The sequence below is a fragment of the Chlorobiota bacterium genome, assembly GCA_016700335.1.
GTDB lineage: Bacteria > Bacteroidota > Ignavibacteria > OLB7 > OLB7.
In genome coordinates this window covers 707006-726125 of record CP065014.1, presented here as the reverse complement: position 1 = coordinate 726125, position 19120 = coordinate 707006, and the positions used below count along the sequence as shown (strand labels likewise).

The 19120-nt window shown below is 28.1% G+C and carries 16 protein-coding genes; 13 read left to right on the top strand and 3 right to left on the bottom strand.

The window, feature by feature from the left end; translation table 11 throughout:
* Positions 1-25 precede the first annotated feature (25 nt).
* The 3 genes from IPP08_02995 to IPP08_02985 all read left to right on the top strand — a co-directional run bounded on the left by IPP08_02995 (position 26) and on the right by IPP08_02985 (position 4761).
* Entirely contained in the window at positions 26-3004 is a 2979-nt protein-coding gene (locus IPP08_02995) for an IgGFc-binding protein (GenBank protein ID QQS67153.1), read from the top strand.
* A 179-nt stretch (positions 3005-3183) separates the two neighbouring features.
* On the top strand, positions 3184-4050 hold the full coding sequence (locus tag IPP08_02990) for a DUF4835 family protein (protein ID QQS67152.1): 867 nt from the start codon (positions 3184-3186) through the stop codon (positions 4048-4050).
* Between the two features lie 135 nt (positions 4051-4185).
* Positions 4186-4761: a hypothetical protein gene (locus IPP08_02985; protein QQS67151.1), complete on the top strand. Its 576-nt coding sequence runs from the start codon at positions 4186-4188 to the stop codon at positions 4759-4761.
* A gap of 106 nt (positions 4762-4867) precedes the next feature.
* Here IPP08_02985 and IPP08_02980 read toward each other — a convergent pair whose 3' ends face one another.
* Entirely contained in the window at positions 4868-5227 is a 360-nt protein-coding gene (locus tag IPP08_02980; GenBank protein ID QQS67150.1) for a 2Fe-2S iron-sulfur cluster binding domain-containing protein, read from the bottom strand.
* A gap of 225 nt (positions 5228-5452) precedes the next feature.
* Here IPP08_02980 and IPP08_02975 point away from each other — a divergent pair, with 225 nt between their 5' ends.
* The 3 genes from IPP08_02975 (at position 5453) to IPP08_02965 (ending at position 10978) form a co-directional block, all read left to right on the top strand.
* Positions 5453-6607 (top strand): glycosyltransferase, encoded by a 1155-nt coding sequence (locus IPP08_02975; GenBank protein QQS67149.1) that lies wholly within the window; start codon positions 5453-5455, stop codon positions 6605-6607.
* Positions 6608-6723: 116 nt separating this feature from the next.
* On the top strand, positions 6724-9714 hold the full coding sequence (uvrA, locus tag IPP08_02970; protein QQS67148.1) for an excinuclease ABC subunit UvrA: 2991 nt from the start codon (positions 6724-6726) through the stop codon (positions 9712-9714).
* A 61-nt stretch (positions 9715-9775) separates the two neighbouring features.
* Positions 9776-10978, top strand: a complete 1203-nt coding sequence (locus tag IPP08_02965) for a class I SAM-dependent RNA methyltransferase (protein QQS67147.1) — start codon at positions 9776-9778, stop codon at positions 10976-10978.
* A 40-nt stretch (positions 10979-11018) separates the two neighbouring features.
* Here IPP08_02965 and IPP08_02960 read toward each other — a convergent pair whose 3' ends face one another.
* A complete protein-coding gene (locus tag IPP08_02960) occupies positions 11019-12344 on the bottom strand; it encodes a hypothetical protein (GenBank protein ID QQS67146.1) in 1326 nt (441 codons plus the stop codon).
* Between the two features lie 79 nt (positions 12345-12423).
* Between IPP08_02960 and IPP08_02955 the strand changes: the two genes are divergently transcribed.
* The 3 genes from IPP08_02955 (at position 12424) to IPP08_02945 (ending at position 14936) form a co-directional block, all read left to right on the top strand.
* Complete coding sequence (locus IPP08_02955; GenBank protein ID QQS67145.1) at positions 12424-13494, top strand: hypothetical protein; 1071 nt, start codon at positions 12424-12426, stop codon at positions 13492-13494.
* An 89-nt stretch (positions 13495-13583) separates the two neighbouring features.
* Complete coding sequence (gene dut, locus IPP08_02950) at positions 13584-14036, top strand: dUTP diphosphatase (GenBank protein QQS67823.1); 453 nt, start codon at positions 13584-13586, stop codon at positions 14034-14036.
* 30 nt (positions 14037-14066) lie between these two features.
* Positions 14067-14936, top strand: coding sequence for a DMT family transporter (locus IPP08_02945; protein ID QQS67144.1), 870 nt, complete (start codon positions 14067-14069; stop codon positions 14934-14936).
* 85 nt (positions 14937-15021) lie between these two features.
* Here the strand turns inward: IPP08_02945 and IPP08_02940 are convergent, their stop codons facing one another.
* A complete protein-coding gene (locus IPP08_02940) occupies positions 15022-15708 on the bottom strand; it encodes a hypothetical protein (protein QQS67143.1) in 687 nt (228 codons plus the stop codon).
* A gap of 187 nt (positions 15709-15895) precedes the next feature.
* Between IPP08_02940 and IPP08_02935 the strand changes: the two genes are divergently transcribed.
* The 4 genes from IPP08_02935 to IPP08_02920 all read left to right on the top strand — a co-directional run bounded on the left by IPP08_02935 (position 15896) and on the right by IPP08_02920 (position 19102).
* Positions 15896-16465, top strand: coding sequence for a DUF3109 family protein (locus IPP08_02935; protein ID QQS67142.1), 570 nt, complete (start codon positions 15896-15898; stop codon positions 16463-16465).
* A 143-nt stretch (positions 16466-16608) separates the two neighbouring features.
* A complete protein-coding gene (locus tag IPP08_02930; protein ID QQS67141.1) occupies positions 16609-17973 on the top strand; it encodes a sigma-54-dependent Fis family transcriptional regulator in 1365 nt (454 codons plus the stop codon).
* 60 nt (positions 17974-18033) lie between these two features.
* The gene (locus IPP08_02925) at positions 18034-18546 is read left to right on the top strand and encodes a hypothetical protein (protein QQS67140.1); all 513 of its coding nucleotides are present in this window, start codon (positions 18034-18036) and stop codon (positions 18544-18546) included.
* Between the two features lie 4 nt (positions 18547-18550).
* Positions 18551-19102, top strand: a complete 552-nt coding sequence (locus IPP08_02920; GenBank protein QQS67139.1) for a DUF1572 family protein — start codon at positions 18551-18553, stop codon at positions 19100-19102.
* The last annotated feature ends 18 nt before the right edge of the window (positions 19103-19120 follow it).

Below are 19120 nucleotides of genomic sequence, written 5' to 3'. Positions count from 1 at the left end.
TTAGTTTATTTTAAATACTTAAATAATGAATAATTTTTCTAATAAGTCTATCAAAAGTATTTGCTTCCTTTTTGGTGGTTTATTATTGTTTAATTTTCAAATTTCAAATGCACAAAAATCAGACTTAGATTCTAAAGGAAATGAGTTTTGGGTATCATTTTTAGAGAATTTTGGTTCATTAGGATTTGGCGAAGAATCTAGATTAGTTTTATATGCTTCTTGCGATAAGTTAACAAATGTTTCAGTATATTTTGGCAATGATCCTACCACTCAATATAAATTCCCTATCACTAAAATTAATACTACTTTTGAAATCCCTATTCCATTTGATATGGAGTTAAATAGTAATGATACTGGAGTTTCAAACAAATCAATTTTAATATTAGCTGATGATGAAATAACTTTGTATGGTGCAAATATTAGAACCTTATCTGCTGACGCTTTTCTTGGTTTTCCTGAGGATGTTCTTACACGACATTATATTGTTCTTTCTTATCCAAATGGATATTCTGATCAACTAGGTACAGGAAATGGAACTTTTGATATGCCATCAGAATTTTCAATCGTTGCCCCTTATGATGGAACTGAGATAAAAATTAATCCATCACCAGGCACTTACATTAATAGTAGAATAGACGATAATCAATTTATTGTCAAATTAAATAAAGGTGAAGTATTTTTTGGACAAGCTAAAACAGGTATTTTCCAAGATGTAAGTGGAACTGAGCTTTCTTCAACCAAACCTATTGCTGTTTTTGCAGGTGTTAGAAGAACATCAATTCCTGTTTCTGTAGGTAATTATAGAGATCATTTATGTGAACAAATTCCTCCACTCCAAATATGGGGCACAAAGGTAATTGCAACTCCTCATTTTCCTATAGCTTTCTATTCTCCTTACAAAGCTGTAATCAGAGTTTTGGCTGCAATTGATAATACAAATTGGACAATTAATGGAGTTGTACAAAAGCCATTACAAAAAGGTGTATCTACTCAAGTCAATCTTGATCTCGTTATGTTTATTTCGGCAGATAATCCAATTCTTGTTGCTCAATACGAACATTCTGTTGGTCCTGATGAATCTGGGAATGGTTTTGGTATAGGTGATCCTTTTATGATGATTATTCCACCTTATGAGCAATATGATTCAATATATAGTGTTCAAAGTATAATCGATTCAGGCTTTGATTATCATTTTATGAATGTTATAGTTTCAAAATATCATACTGATAGTTTAACAATAGATGGAACAATTCCTAATGCAAATTATATTGATGTTCCAGGCACTCATTTTGTATATGCTCAAATAGAAGTTACACCAGGTTCACACCTTGTAAAATGTGATTCAGCTTTTGGATTATGCTTGTATGGATTTGGGAATGCAAATTCTTATGGATACATTGGTGGTATTGTTTTTAAGAAAATATTTTTTGATTACCAACCTCCACTTATTGAAGACTCAATTAAATGTGATGAGTTAAGTGGAATTGCTTTTGATAGTAGAATAATAGATTCTGGGATTGATTCTTGTTATGCTTTACAAATAAATAATATCAATTTGAATATTGATAATTTTAAAAGCACGAAGGATACTGTCAAATATAAAGCAAAATTATTAGATCAGTATTTAGATGGATTCTTAGGTATTATTGCAATTGATTCATCTGGAAGATCTAGAAGTCAGTTCACATCAATTCCAGGCTTTACAGTTAGGTCAGTTGGTATGACTAATTCAGCTTTAAATTTAGATACAATAATTCATTTAAATAATCAAGTAGTTTGTAGAGATTTTGAAATAGAAAATTATGGGAAGTTTCCAAGAACTATTTCTAAAATATCTATTCAAGATTCACTTCAAGAATTAATAACAAATGGTTCAATTAAAATTATCGGACAGTTACCAATAACTTTAAAGCCAAATGAAAAAGCTAAATTTCAAATTTGTGTTGAAGGTTGGGTTAGAAATTATCCTATTACAACAATTTTTAAAATTGCAGATAGTTGTTTTGATAGAGAAGTAATCTCAATTTCTATTATTGGTATTACCGATACTGTACCACCAAACCTTAAGTTCAATTTAAGACCATGCGGTTCAGAAGCTGATTACATTGTTACCGAATCAATTGGTAAATCAGCTGGAATTAGCAATGTACAGTTTGATTTGTTGAATTGCAGTTTAACTAATGATTCAGTGTTAAAGAACTTACCCTCCTTTTATGTTGATTTTAATTTACAATTGATAAATAAATTCCAGGATGGTTTTGTAAAAATTACTACAACAGATTTTGCTGGAAATAAATCATATAAAACTGATACTTTGTTTGGTTTTACTATTAAAGGCGTTAACCCACAAACAAGTGATTCTGTTGGATTGAGATATATGAAAGATTATTTGTGTGACACAATAAGTTATAATAAATGGAGAACTGATACATTAATTATAAGCAATTTTGGACTTGGATTAAAAATAATTTCTAAAGTTAATTTTAAAAACAATATTTCATTTAGTGTTGCTCCATCCATTTTCCCTTTAGTCATAAAGCCAGGTAGATTTGCTAAATTGCCTGTTAACATTTATGGTAGTCAAGTAAATTCAATTACTGATACTTTGATTTTAAATAACGATTGCAATGTAGAAGAACAAATACCATTCACAATTAATATCAAAGCAGACCAATCATTTGGAGATGATTGGTGTAAAAATAGAATTTTGTTCAATCCTACTAATGGTACAAATATTAATTTTATTCAAACTCCAATCCCAAATCCTATTAAATCTAGAATTGCAAAAGTTGATATTGGTTTGAAAAATGATGATGAAGTTAATTTAAATATTTATTCTTTAAAAGGTGAAAAGTTAATAGAAATTATAAAAAAAGAATATCTAAAAAAAGGTATTCATCGATTGACACTTGATTTTAACAAACTAGTAAGCGGTTCTTATTATTTAGGTTTTTCAACAAAAAATAATATCGAATCATTTACAATATTTCAAATAATTAATTAATTTTTAGTTTGAATTATTTGTTATATAAACTTGCTTATTTATACTTTGAATTTAATATAATAAACTCTTATCTCTTTTATAAGTCAATTGTTTTTATTTCGTAACTTTTATATAATATGATTATAAATAAATCTAAAATAATTTGTTCAATAGTTCTAATTTTTACTATTTGTTCCAATTTGAAATCTCAGGAAATTGAGGCAACTGTAAGTGCTAACTATGATAAAATTTCTCAAGATTCTAGAGATGAAATTGCAGGTTTTGCAGAAGAATTAAAGTCTTATGTTAATTCTACAAAATGGATAGAATCTGAATGGCAAGGTCCAAAACTTGCCATGACTTTTGGAATTACTTTTGTAAATGTTTCAGGAAATTTATACAAAGCAAAATTACTTATTGGTAGTCAAAGGAATATTGGAAATAACTCAAGCTCACCAATTCTTAAAATTTTAGATGATGAACAAAAAAATTCTCCAGATGATGGTTGGTCATTTTATTACAGAAGAGGTCAGCAATTAAGAAATGAACCAACATCTTATGATGATATTACTAGTTTAATTGATTACTATGTTTATATAGCATTAGGTTTTGATTTTGATAGTTATTCAATATTTGGTGGAGATGCAATGTTTGCAAAAGCTTATAGTATTGCCAACCTTGCAACTACTAGAGGTTTAGATGGATGGTCGTCAAATATAAAAAGTTCAAGATACTCTAGATACGGTCTTATTAAAGAATTAACTGATATTCGTTTTCAACCAATTAGAAGTTTTGTATATAATTATCATTATAATGGTTTAGATTTATTGTTAAAAGATAAAGCTAAATCTTTAGAAACTATAAGTAATTTGTTCTCAGATTTAGTTAGAACAATAGATAAGTTAGTTGAACCAACTGTATTGATAAGAGTTTTAAATGATACAAAATTTCAAGAATATTCAAGTATCTTTAAGGGTTATTCCCAAGATCCACTTCTTTGGAAGAAGTTAAAATATATTGATCCTGGTCATACACAATTTTATGAAGAAGCAGAAACTTCTAGATAAATTTGTTTACTAATTAAATAATTTGTTTCAAAAAAACAATTTATTTGTCAATATTTATAAACTTTTTTTATGGTTTATTGTCATTATAAATACAATAAAAACTTAACAACTCATTTAATTAAAAAAAACATGTCAATGAAAAAATTTTTATTTTTATTTATCTTTTTATCTTTTGTTGGATTTAAATTGGAAGCTCAAACTCTTAGAACTTCTTTAAGTTTAAATACAGGTTCTCAAGGAGATTTAAAATGGTCATCTAGCAATGATTTTAAAAGTCAAGATAACTTACAAGCAAGTGCTAAAACTTATTCTATTGCATCTCATCCTTTATGGTCAAATTTAAATGGCTCTCAATGGATTAACACAAATAAAACTTTCGATAATGATAACAAAGGTGAATATCAATATCAATCTACATTTGAATTAAAGAATGATGCAATTGTAGCCATTAATTTTAAAGCTTTAGCAGATGATGATGTAGAAGTACTTTTAGATAATGTTGTTATTTTGAATCGTCAATGGCATGCGTACTTAGATCCAGTTTTCGTAAATCATCAAGCTAGTTTATTAAAAGGAAAACATATTATAACTTTTAATGTTTGGAATAGTCAAGCAGTTGCTTCTGGATTATGTGTTAGTGGAAAAATAACTAATTTATCTCCAGTAAAATTAGAAGATGATGCAACTATTTCTTCAGTAATTGAGAACTAAATGTACTAATATTTATAAATCATAAAATCCCTACTATGTCTAATTTACTAGCTAGCAGGGATTTGTTTATTACATTTAATTATTTAATATTCTACAAATTGAATTATCAATGCTCATCATTTTTAGTTGCACCTTCATGGAATAAATGTCTGATATCCTCATTTATTAATGGTACTTCAACAACAGCATCTCCATAAATTTTGGACTGACAACCCAATCTAGAATAAATTGTTAATCCCTCTGCCTCATCTAATTGATCTGCTTCATCATCTTCCATCTCTGAAAGTGTTTCAAATCCTTTTTTAACAATAACATGGCATGTTGAGCAAGCACAAACTCCACCACAATTATGTTGCAAATCAATTTCATTTTGCATTGCTAAGTCTAAGAAATTTTCACCTTCAAGCGCATTCACAGTTATATTCCATGGCATAAAGGTGACTTTAAATATTTTTTTTTCTGACATTTAATATTTTAACTTTAAAATTGGTTGATTTATTTATTTGATGCAAAAATCAATAATAAAATTTAAATAACGAACAATTGTTTTAAACATTGATTTTTTTATCATAATCTTCAATTATCAATTTAATTTAACTTTTTTTAGAATACGTTATCTTTGTCAACAAATATTTTTAAAATTCTAACAGAACTTATTATTAAATATTATTATTAAAATTAAATATTAAAATTGAAACTTTTAGTTGTTGATAAAACTGCATTATTACGAAACAACAGAATGAGATATAATCTTCTTTCTGAGGATTGTAATATAGAGTTAACTCTTTTAACAACAAATAAATGGATTGAAAATACTAAACCTTTCCTTTACGAAAAATCGACTACAAAAGAAAATTATAAAACTATTGTAGGCAAAGTTTGGATGCATGGTCATGCAATGTTAGCTGGATATTACAGTGGAATGATTAAAGCTTTTTACAAATCACAACCTGAGATTATACTTTTGCTTGAAGAGTCGTTTTCAATTTTTGCTTTACAAACAATTTTTTTAGCTAAAATTTTTTCTCCTACTTCAAAAATTATTTTTTATAATTGGCATATTTTATCATATCGATATTTTCCACATAAATTAGGATTTTTGTATAGATTTATGGGGACAGCATTAGCTGGGATGTGTGATGTTGGGTTATCTCATCTTCCAAAATCAAAGCAAGCATTAGATGATGCTAGAAGTGGTGTTCGTTCATTGATTATGTTTCAGGGCTTGAATAATTCACCATTTACAAACAATTTAATTACCAAAGCTGAAGGAAGGTTAAAGTTGAATTTAACCAAAGATTCAATTTACTTTTTATATGTTGGAAGATTGCTTGAGCCTAAAGGAATTCAATATGCAATTAATGCAATTCACGATTTAAGATTAGAACTTAATTTAGATTTAAGGATGATCATTTTAGGTGAAGGTGATTTTAAAAATGAATTAGTAAAACTGGCAAATGAATTATCAATTTCTAAATTCATAAATTTTTTCTCAAGTGTAAAAATAGAACAAGTTCCATTATTTATGCGCTCTGCAGATTGTTTGATATTACCTTCAAAGAGTACTATCCATGAACAATTTGGCAGAGTAATTGCCGAGGCAATGTTTTCTGGAACATTTGTAATAGGCTCAACAAGCGGTGAAATTCCTAATGCTATTGGTGAAGATGGTTTTGTATTTATTGCAGATAATCTGCAAGATTTAAAAATTAAAATTTGTAATTTTATTTTTAATAAAGGTGAAGTTGAGAATATTATTAAAAATGCGAAAGTAAATTCCATTAAGAAATATTCAGTAAACTCTTTTGTTGAAAAATTAAAATCCCTCCTAAATGAATTGATCTAATCCATTTTTATTATTGAATTCCTATTCTTTTTAATCATTCTGAAAATTTAGATAAAAGAATATCAAACTTTTTTCTTCGTAATTTAGCACTTCAATTTTATAAAACTTCTCTTTTCATGTCGGTAAACAATAAATCTACTAAAGTAAAGCATACTTCAATTGAAGGAGTTACCGTTCAAGGAGCTAGGGTACATAATTTGAAGAATGTTGATGTATTCATTCCAAGGGATTCACTAACTGTAATAACAGGACTATCAGGTTCTGGGAAATCTTCATTAGCTTTTGATACTATTTATGCTGAAGGCAGAAGGCGTTATGTTGAAACTTTATCCCCCTATGCAAGGCAATTCCTTGGTGGTATTGAAAAGCCAGAGGTTGATTTGATAGAAGGGCTTTCTCCTGCAATTTCAATCGAACAAAAAACTATTTCTGGCAGTCCAAGATCAACTGTTGGAACTGTCACTGAAGTTTATGATTTTTTAAGACTTCTATTTGCAAGAGTTGGCGTTCAACATTGTACTAATTGTGGGCTGCCAGTTGTTCGCCAAACAATTGAGCAAATAATTGATAATATTTACGAGAAATATTCTTTACAAAAAATTTCAGTATTAGCCCCAATTGTAAGAGGTAGAAAAGGGCATTATCAAGAACTATTTGAGAAAATTTCTAAAGATGGTTTTACACGAGTTAGGTGTGATAAAGAATTTAAAGAAATCATTCCTGAAATGAAATTAGATCGGTATAAAATCCATTCAATTGAAATTGTAATTGATAGAATTGATGTTAAAGAAGAATCAAAATCTAGGTTGTATAATTCGATTGAAACAGCTTTAAAGTATGGAGAAGGAAGCATAGTAATTACTGTTTGGGATAATATGTTAATTCCTGATGACATTTATTCAGAGAAAAATTCTTGCCCAAATTGTAATATTTCATTTGAAGAACCTGAACCAAATTCATTCTCATTTAATACTCCTTATGGTTATTGTAGTACTTGCCAAGGTTTAGGTGAACTTTCTGGATTTATCGAAGGCAAAATTATTCCAAACAAAAATCTTTCTTTAAATGAAGAGGCAATTGCACCTCTAGGCAAACCTGATAGAACACCAAATTGGGCACAGATTGAAGGTATTGCAAAGCATTTTGGATATGATTCAAATACACCTCTTAATTTGTGGAGTGATGATGCTTTGAATATATTGTTCTATGGTGACAAAAAAGAAAGATTTGAAACAACAATTACTTATGCCAATGGCAGAACTCAAATTTATCAAATGAAGTTTGAGGGATTATTAAAAATGTTAGATAAATATTTTTCAGAAACAAAAAATTCTGCTTGGAAAGAAAGATTAAGTGCGTTTATGAATACAGAAGTTTGCAGAGATTGCTTTGGAAGTCGCTTAAAACCAGAATCATTAGCTGTAAAAATTGATAATAATAATATTTTTGATATTTGTAAATGCTCATTAAGCGATGCATCACAAATAATAAATAATTTAGTTCTTTCATCAAGACAAATGCAAATTGGCAGGTTAATTTTAAAGGAGATAAATGATAGAATTTCATTTTTACTTGAAGTTGGTTTGCATTATTTATCATTAAATAGATCTGCTAAAACTTTAAGTGGAGGTGAATCGCAAAGAATTAGGTTAGCAACTCAAATTGGCTCACAATTATCTGGGGTTATGTATGTACTCGATGAGCCTTCAATTGGATTACATCAGCATGATAACGCAAAACTTATTCTTTCTTTAAAGAAACTTAGAGATATTGGTAATACAGTAATTGTTGTTGAACATGATAAAGAAATGATTGAATCTGGAGATTATATAATTGATATAGGACCTAGAGCAGGGGTTAATGGAGGTAAAATTGTAGCTGAAGCAAACACATTAGATTATCTGAATTATGTTAAAGAAAGGAAATTAAATTCTAAGAGTATTAATTCAAAAGATAAATCTAAATCGAATAAATTATCGAAAGATTCTACAAAGATATTTTATGGGAATAACATATTATATTCAGATAATTTAGATTCTTTAACATTAGCTTATTTAAGCCAAACTAAAATTATTGCTATTCCTAAAGATAGAAGAGTTGGAAATGGTAAAGAGATTGTATTATATAATGCAACAGGTAATAATTTAAAAGATATAACACTTAAATTACCACTTGGAAAATTCATTTGTATAACTGGTATGAGTGGATCAGGTAAAAGTACTTTAATGAACAGAACACTTTATCCGATTTTATCCAAGCATTTTTATGATAGTGTAACTGTTCCAATGCCTTATAGTAAAATTGAAGGTTTAGAATTTATTGATAAAGTGATTGAAATTGATCAATCACCAATTGGTAGAACTCCAAGAAGTAACACTGCAACTTATACAGGATTGTTTACTTTGATTAGAGATTTATTTGCTCAGCTTCAGGAATCAAAAATTAGAGGTTACAAACAAGGTAGGTTCAGTTTTAATGTTGCTGGTGGTAGGTGTAACGAATGTGAAGGTGCTGGAATGAAAACTATTGAAATGAATTTTCTACCCGATGTTTTTGTTACTTGCGAATTCTGTAATGGGAAGCGATATAATAGAGAAACTTTAGAAGTTCACTTTAAAGGAAAATCTATTTCTGATATTCTTGAAATGACTGTTGACGAGGCAGTAATATTTTTTCAAGATATTCCTAAAATTCAAAGGAAAGTTCAAACTCTCCAAAATGTTGGTTTAGGTTATATTAAAGTTGGTCAGCAAGCTCCAACTCTTTCTGGCGGTGAAGCACAAAGAGTTAAACTTGCAACTGAGTTAAGTAAAGTTCAAACTGGTAAAACATTTTATATATTAGATGAACCAACAACTGGTTTGCATTTTGAAGATGTAAATATGTTATTAAAAGTGCTCCAGTCTTTAACTGATAAAGGGAATACAGTAGTTGTTATTGAACATAATTTAGATGTTATTAAATGTGCAGATTGGGTAATAGATTTAGGTCCTGAGGGTGGAAAATATGGTGGTGAAATTGTTGTTGAAGGTACTCCTGAGGATATTATTAATTCAACCAAAAGTTTAACTGCTAAGTACTTAAAAAAGGAATTAATTCCAGATTAAATCTTTTGTTTGATGTTTAGGGGTTATTTTTTTTAAAATTATTTTTAAAAGTATATTATTAATGCAAGAAATTTTAGACGATAAATTTGATTTAGTTGCTATAACCCTTGAAGGCTTAGAGGATACTTTAAAAGCCGAATTAGAGTCCTGTGGTGCAAAAGATATAGGATTAAGAACAAGGGCTGTAGTTTTTAAAGGAGATAAAAGACTCTTGTATTATGCTAATTTAAAATTAAGAACTGCTCTTAAAATTTTAAAACCTATTTTAAATTTTAAAGCAAAATCTGAATATGAATTGTATGCTAATGTAAGAAAAATTGAATGGGATAAAATAATTTCAATTAAACAAACATTTTCAATTTCAAGCTCGGTCTATTCTCAAATTTTTACTCATTCACAGTATGCAACTCTAAAAGTTAAAGATGCAATAGCTGATTATTTTGTAGATAAATATGACTCAAGGCCAAGTGTGGATACTGATAACCCTGATATAAAGATACATCTTCACATTTATGAAAATCAATGTGGAATTTCTTTAGATAGTTCTGGAGAAATTCTTAATCATAGAGGATATAGAGCTCATTCTGATACTGCACCAATTAATGAATGCCTTGCTGCAGCTATGATAATTTTATCTGGTTGGGATGGAGATTGTGATTTTATAGATCCAATGTGTGGATCTGGAACAATTGCTATTGAAGCTGCTTATATTGCTCGAAATATTGCACCAGGATTACTTAGAGATGATTTTGGCTTTATGAGTTGGGCAGATTTTGATGAGCCATTGTATGAAGAAGTATACGATAAAACTTTAGAAGAGATTAAAGATTTTAATCACAGTATTTATGCTTTTGATATTTCTCAAAAATCTATTGATTTAAGTACCAAAAATGCTGCAATTGGAAAAGTTAATGGTGATATTATTTTTGGTGTACAGGATTTTTTGGAACCAATTAATTCTCCAATTAAAAATGCTTTAATAATGTTCAATCCACCTTATGGTGATAGAATGAAAAAAGATGATATTGATTTCTTTTACAAATCTATTGGTGATAGTTTAAAGAAAAACTGGATTGGAAATACAGCATGGATTATAACTTCAAATTTTTCAGCACTTAAATTACTCGGTTTATCAACATCAAAAAAAATTAAACTTTATAATGGAGCTCTAGAGTGTAGGTTTGTTAAATATGACTTATATAAAGGGAGTAAAAAAACTAAGTATTCTCAAAATCAAGATTCTCTTCCAGAAATATTAGATTGATTTGATTTTGAAATACATTTGTTAAAAGAATAAATCGTAACTATTTAATAGTTTTTTGAGTTAAAAAAATTAGAAACACAATTACTGCAACAATGTAAGAAGATGCACTTGCAATGCCTGCTCCAAGCTCTCCATATTTTGGAACAAGAAAATATAGTAGTGAAAATTGCAAACTAATTGATATTAAAGTAGCCCAAATTGTTTTACTTGCTTTACCATGTACTAATAGCATTGGTCTTGCCCAAAAGAAAATAACAGCCGATGAAACTCCAATAATCATTACTAAAATTACGTTTAAAGCCGAAATATATTCTTTACCTAAAATTCCTAAAATGTATCCACCAAAAAAATACATGCCAACAAAATATGTAGTACAAACTAAAAATAGTATTTTCGTTAACATTATTAATAATCCTCTTATTTTTTTCTGCTCTCCAGTTGCTGAGAGTCTTGAAATCTCAGGATAAACTGCTGTTAACAACGGATCTGAAAACATAAGCAAAGAACCAGAAACCCTTGATGCAACCTTATACAGACCTACAACTTGAGCTGCCGAATTTACTGGTGATAAAGCTGAGATTACTAATACATCAAGTTTAGATGAAATAACTTTTAATGTACTAGCAATGTTAGTACTGAATATAAATTTTATTATTGATTTTTTAAGGTATGCTATTGAGTTTGTATTACTTATAAATGGATTTAAATTATATTTAGAAAACGATTTAATTGCAATTGAAATTGTTACAATAAAAAATGATACATCAGCAATTAAAGAACCTATTGCAATCAATTTAATATCAGGGTGATTTAAATATAACAACGTAAATATCAACAGCTTAAAAACAACCCATCCAATATGGAATTTAATTAAAGTTTGAAATTCATTTATTACCCTAAAATATGAACCCAAACATCTAACAGTAAATTTGAAAGAAGCTCCAATGCTTACTATTGTTAAAATAAATAAGTATTTCTGATCTATGTTAAACCAGTTAAGAAACAATTTATTCAAGATGAGAATTAAGATAAAACCCGTAACACCTATCAATAAATCTATCCCCATTAAAAATCTAAGTAATGAACTAATCCCCTTTGTTCCTATGTTTTGTTTAACTTCGGGCAAGTATTTAATAACTGCTTCACCAGTCCTAAAATCTAATATACCATAAACTAACTCTGAAATGGAATACACTATTGTGAATGTACCAAATAAAGCTAAGCCTAAAGATTTGGTAAAAATGAAAGTTTCAACAAAAGAGGATAATGCAACTGCTATTTGAAGAATGACTGCCAAACTGCTATTTTTAATTACTGACCTTGCTACTGAATCATAATTTTTAATTATATACTCTTTGAATTTCAATTTATTTCTTTAAAATATAAAAGATACTTTTTTGGTTAAATTCCTTAGTTTGCGACAAATTTTTTTGTTAAAATTCATTATGGCAAAAATACTCTTATTTGTACTATTTATCCCTATTATGGCATTCGATTGTAACTCTAATAAATTAAATGCAACATACCAAATAGATGAATTAAATATGGAACCAAAGTTAAGTGATAAGTTGTTTTATTTTGCATTTTATAATTGTGAAAATTTGTTCGATAATATCGATGATCCAATAACACGAGATTCTGAATTTTTACCTTATGGTTCTAAAAAATGGTCACAAACAAAATTTGAACAAAAACTAACTAATATTTCTAGAGTTATTAATTCAATGAACGATAATAATGGTCCAGATATTATCGGGTTAGCAGAAGTTGAAAATTACAATGTACTAAAAAAATTAAATGATGAGTTTTTACATAAAGATGTTTATGATATAATTCATTTTGATTCTGATGATTTACGAGGAATTGATGTTGCAATGTTATATAAAAAAAATGTATTCAAACTAATTAGTAAGTCTATTTACAAAATTGATTTAGGTGTTAATCAGGACCCTACTCGCGATATTTTAGTTGTAGATTTTAAATATGATAATAGAAATTTTACTGTAATTGCAAATCATTGGCCCTCAAGAAGAGACGGACAAGCCGCATCAGAACATAAAAGATTTAAAGCTGCTGAAGTTTGTGCGAATATTATTGATTCAATTTACAAAGATGATCCTATGAGTGATATAATTATGATTGGTGATTTTAATGATGAACCATTCGATAGATCTATGGTTGAAGTTATGGATGCTAACAAATATATTGAAGGAAAAGAATTCTCTCATAGAATGATAAATACTTCGTGGGGTTTAACTAGTAACAACAGATTAGGAACTCATTTTTATGATAACAAATGGAATATATTAGATCAAATTCTTTTTTCAAAAGGATTGCTCCATTCACCTGGTTTAGTAATTCATGATAAAAGTGCTCAAATTTTTGCCCCTGATTTTTTACGAGATGACTTTGATAAAAAAAATCGACCACCATATAGAACTTTTGCTGGAAATGAATTTATAAAAGGTTACAGCGACCACTTCCCTGTTTTTATTAAAGTTGGTTGGGTTGATTAATTATTTTTGTTTAACAAATTTATAAACTAAAGTTACTTTTATCTACAATATTATTTCAATATATTTTTCAAAAATAAACTACATTTATTATCAACAATTCAACTGTAAAAATTAAAAGAGTACGTGATGGCTTTGATGATATTTCTTTACCAAAATACGCCACTAATGGTTCAGCTGGAATCGACATTTGTGCTGCTATTAATGAAGAAATAACCTTACTTCAATTTGAAAGAAAACTTATACCAACTGGTTTTGCAATTTCTATTCCATATGGTTATGAAGCTCAAGTAAGACCAAGGAGTGGATTAGCTATAAAAAATGGAGTTACAGTTCTAAATTCTCCTGGTACAATTGATTCGGATTATAGAGGAGAAATTAGTGTAATACTTATTAATACTGGAAATGAGCCATTTACAATAAAACGTGGAGACAGAATTGCTCAAATTGTTATATCTAAATATGAACAAGTTTCTTGGGATGAAGTTGATGAACTTGATGAAACTTCTAGAGGAATTGGAGGTTTTGGTAGTACTGGTATTTGATGTAAATTATAAATTTAACAAAGTATCTACTTGATTTATTTATTAATATTTTTTCAACAACTAATAGCTAGTTTTACTCATTTAATTGGACAATATGCTGTTCAACATAATGATCCTGTATTAGTTCTTTTTGTTAGATCCTGGACTGCAGTTATATGTTTGTGGTTGTTTGTTTCTATAAAACAAAAAAAAATAAATTTATTTGAAGGAATCGATTACCAATCGTTTAAAAGATTGATAATATTGGGTTTATTAAATATCCCAATTAATCAATACTTGTATTTAACTGGTCTTCGCGATACAACCCCAGCTAATAGTGCATTACTATATGCCATGACACCTGCAATGGTTTTGATTATTGTTTTAACTTCAAAATTTGAGAAAAAATCATTTAGAAAAATTCTAGGATTGACAATTGCATTTATTGGTGCTTCTTTTATTATGTTTGAAAGAGGAGCAGATTTCCATAGCAAAACTACCAAAGGAAATATCATAATATTTCTTGCAGTTGTTGCTTGGTCTTTGTTTACTGTTTTAGGAAAACCTATAATTATGAAATTCGGTGCTTTAAGAGCTACATTTTTACATACTTTATTTGGTGCAATTATTTATTTACCAATTGCTTTTATTGTAACAGATTTATCTAAGATAAGTATTATTGACTCAAAGAGTTGGGGGAGTATTTTATTTTTAGGGATTGGTGCTTCATGCTTTAGTTATGTTCTTTGGTATTATGCTTTAAGTAAGTTAGAGCTAAGTAAGGTAGCTATTTTTCAGAATCTACAACCAATTCTTACCACTATTATTGCATTATATTTAGGAAAGGTTATACTGACAAATGAACTTGCAATTGGTGGGGTTTTAACTTTGATTGGGGTACTATTGGTTCAGTTTGGATAAATGAATAACATACAAACTTAGTATTTTAATTTTATGATAATTTTATGATAAAACTTTTTTTGACCTCTCATAATTGGAATAAAATTTATTTTCTAATTTTCAATTTCTTGTGATATAAACTTGTAATAATATCAGAAGCAGGAAAATTCATAATAGGTGATACAATAAAATTATTTATTTCAATTTTTGCTTCATCATATATTTTGGCTGATAAATAAGTTAATGCAAGTTCTGCTTTGAATATATTGTTTTTAGGTACTAATTCAATTGCTTTTTTTAAATGCATTATAGAATTATCTAAGTATCCAACAGGTTTGTATCCTGTTCTTAGTTTCATCCACATAGAAGTATAATTCGGGATTTTATTACAGTTCCTGTGCCATATTCCAAGTGAAATATGTGCAATTGGGTTATCATCAATATCAATTGCAACCTCTGCATGATATCTTGCTTGCCAAATCATAAAAGAATCAACTTTACACCAATTTTTGTTTGATATTAATAGGCATATTGCAAGTGAAGCAATTGCATGTGCTGTTGAAGAATCATCTTTCATCTTTAATGCTAAGAATGCATATTTTTCCATGTTAGTCAAATGACCTATATATGCAGGATGATTTTTATCATGGTCTAAAATAAATATCTGATAAAAGTTCGCTCTTGCCAAGTAACAACATAGTTCTGCTGATGGATACTTATTGTAAAGTTCCTCCCATAAATGAATTGCTTTAAATCCATTTTTAGCTAATAAGGAAATGTATCCTTCTTGCAAATATTCTGCAATAGGTTCATTAATCTCATTTATAAACTCGTTATTATTGTTTTGATTTATTATGGTTACTAAATTATATTTTTAATTAGTAATTTGTAAATGGATTCTAATACTTTTAAAAAGTTTATGCAAATTAAAACCCTTATCTTAAGAATTAATAATTTTATGGCAATCAAATTGTAAAAATATGTTCCCAATAATAAATATTCATATTGATAAAAATATTGCAACTAAGAATTTTGTCTGTGATTTGAATGAATGTAAAGGTGGTTGCTGTACTTCGCCTGGAGGAAGAGGAGCACCATTACTTGATAGTGAAGTTGAATTAATTAAATCATCAATTGATTCAACTTTAGATTTTCTACCAGAATTAAATAAAAAAATAATTTTTGGAGCAGGAGCAATTGAAGGGAGTAGAGGTAATTATGCTACAAGATGTGTTAATAAAAGAGATTGTGTTTTTGTATATTATGATGAATTTAAAGTTGCAAAATGTTCAATTGAAAAAGCCTTCTTTGGTGGTAAAACTAATTTTAGAAAACCCATTAGTTGTCATTTGTTTCCAATTAGAATTGAAAAAACACTATCTGGAACAACTTTTAGATTTGAAGAAATTGATGAATGTAATGCTGCTATAAAATTGGGTGAAAAACTTCAAGTTCCTTTATTCGAATATTTAAAAGATGCATTAATCAGAGGTTATGGTGAAGAATTTTACCATGAATTCAAAAAAAGTTGTGAGAATTTAAAAAAGTAGTTTCATATTAAAATAAATACTTTTTAATTTTAATTTAATTTAATAATTTTTTATTTTTCAGTTAAATCCAAATTTATTATATTAAGTTGACTTATATTTTTGTTTAAATTGTTTATTGTATATATTTTTCAAAGTAGTTATAAATGGAATTTCTAATTATAGATGACAGTGTTGAATTTTCTGGAGCAACAGCAGAAATGCTTAATTCTGAAGGTTTTAAAGTTCATGTTAGAAATAGTGGTGAAGATGGACTAGCATTTTTATCTCAAAAATCTACTAATATTTCATTAGTCCTTTTAGATGTTAGAATGCCAGGTGGAATTGATGGTATTGAAACATTGGAAAACATTATTAGGTTTCATCCTAAAATTCCAGTAATAATGTTAACCGGAGAGAATTTGATTGATTTAGTAGTTTCAGCAATTAAAATTGGAGCTGTTAATTATGTTTCTAAGGATCAATCTAAAAATGAATTATTAACGACTATTAAAAATGTTTTTGAAAAAAATGAATCTGAAAATTCATTATCTGATTATTCAATTTATGGAGTAATTGGAAGAAGTAAGTTATTATTAGATGTTCTGGAAAAAATTAGGTCATGTTCAAAATCAATGATATCAGTATTATTAACAGGCGAAACAGGGGTTGGTAAAGATGTGTTAGCAAGAGCTTTGCATAAAATGAGCCCACGATCTAATAAGCCCTTAATATCAATAGATGTACCTAATATCCCAGCAACTATGTTTGAAAGTGAATTATTTGGTCATACAAGAGGAGCATTTACTGGTGCATCTGAAAGTAAATTAGGATTAGTTCAAGCTGCAAACGGTGGAACATTATTTTTAGATGAGATTGGTGAATTCCCAATTGAACTTCAATCAAAATTTTTAAGAGTTTTAGATTCCCAAATTGTACGTAAACTTGGCTCAGTTTCTAATGAACAAGTTGATGTTAGAATTGTATCAGCAACTAATAGAGATTTACTAGAAAATGTAAAGAATAAATCTTTCAGAGAAGATCTATTTTATAGGCTTAGAGGAATTGAAATTTTTATACCACCCTTACGTGAAAGGATTGAGGATATTGCACCATTGGCTGAAAATTTTCTTTCAGAATTTTCTACCAGAAATAAATTAAGTGTTAAAAGATTTTCTACAAGTGCAATTGAACTTCTTGAAAGGCAAAGGTGGAATGGTAATGTTCGTGAATTGAAAAGAGTTACTGAGGCAGCTTCAGTTATGACTGAATCGGAGGTGATTAATCATTCAGATTTAGCTTATGTAATGGAACAATCTAATCATAGTTCAAAAACACAAACTACAGTTATTAGAGATTATAATGATGTTCAATTAATAGCTAATCGTGCAAAAAAAGATGAACTAGTTAAAATGCTTAATCAAAATGAGTGGAACATTACAAGAACAGCTGCTGAATTAGATATGGAACGTTCTACTTTATCAAAGCAAATGAAACAACTTGGTATCATTAAGCCTAAACCAATTCCTTAACGAGTTGATTCTAATTATATTTCAATTTAAAATTCCAATACATTTTTAAAGTATTATTTTATGCCTACTTACGAATATCTCTGTAAAACTTGCAATCAAAAATTTGATTATTTCCAATCAATGTCATCCAATACATTAACTAATTGCACTCTTTCCGATTGTAAGAATTCTGATGATTCAATAAAAGGAAAAGGTGAAGTAACTCGAATAATTAGTGGGGGTTCTGGTTTGATATTTAAAGGTGATGGATTCTATATAACTGATTATGTAAAAGGTGAAGGTAAAGTTAACTCCAAATCAAATACAGAAGCAAAAACTGAATCTAAATCAGATAATATTTCTAACAGTAATACAAAAGATTCAGGTTCCGATATAAATAAACCAAACAGTAATCAATCCGAAAATAATTCTGTTCAAAAAGCAGTTGATTCAAAAAGTAATTCAGAATCTTCTAGCATTAATAATAATTCAAGCAATTCTAATTCAGTAAATGTTGAATTAAAATCAAAGCAAGATTCTTCCAAATCAAATGAATTAAAATCTAATAAAACAAGTTCCAATAACAGTAAGTGATATTATGAATAAAATCTTTTTAGATAACTCTATAAAATTATTTAAATATTATAAGTCTTTAGGGGATAAAGCTCTAAGTCAGTTACAACCTCAACAAATTTTTTCTCAATTAAATGAACAAACTAATAGTATTGCAATAATTATCAAACATCTAAGTGGTAATATGCTTTCAAGATGGACAAATTTTTTAATTGAAGATGGAGAAAAAGAATGGCGTGATAGAGATAATGAATTTGTTGTAAATGAAATGAATCTTGAAAAACTATTGATTCAATGGGAAAAAGGCTGGGCATGTTTATTCAATACTTTAGAAGAAATAATACCAAATGATTTAACGAAATTAATTTTCATACGCAATGAAGGGCATACAGTTACAGAGGCAATTATCAGGCAGACTGCTCATTATGCTTATCATGTAGGACAATTAGTATTGCTTGCTAAATATTTTTCAAATGATAAATGGGAGTCATTATCAATTCCTAAAAACAAATCACAAGAATTCAACAATACAAAATTCTCAAATGAGAAATATGTAAAAAATTTCACTGATCAATAATAATTTGAATTTTTTAAT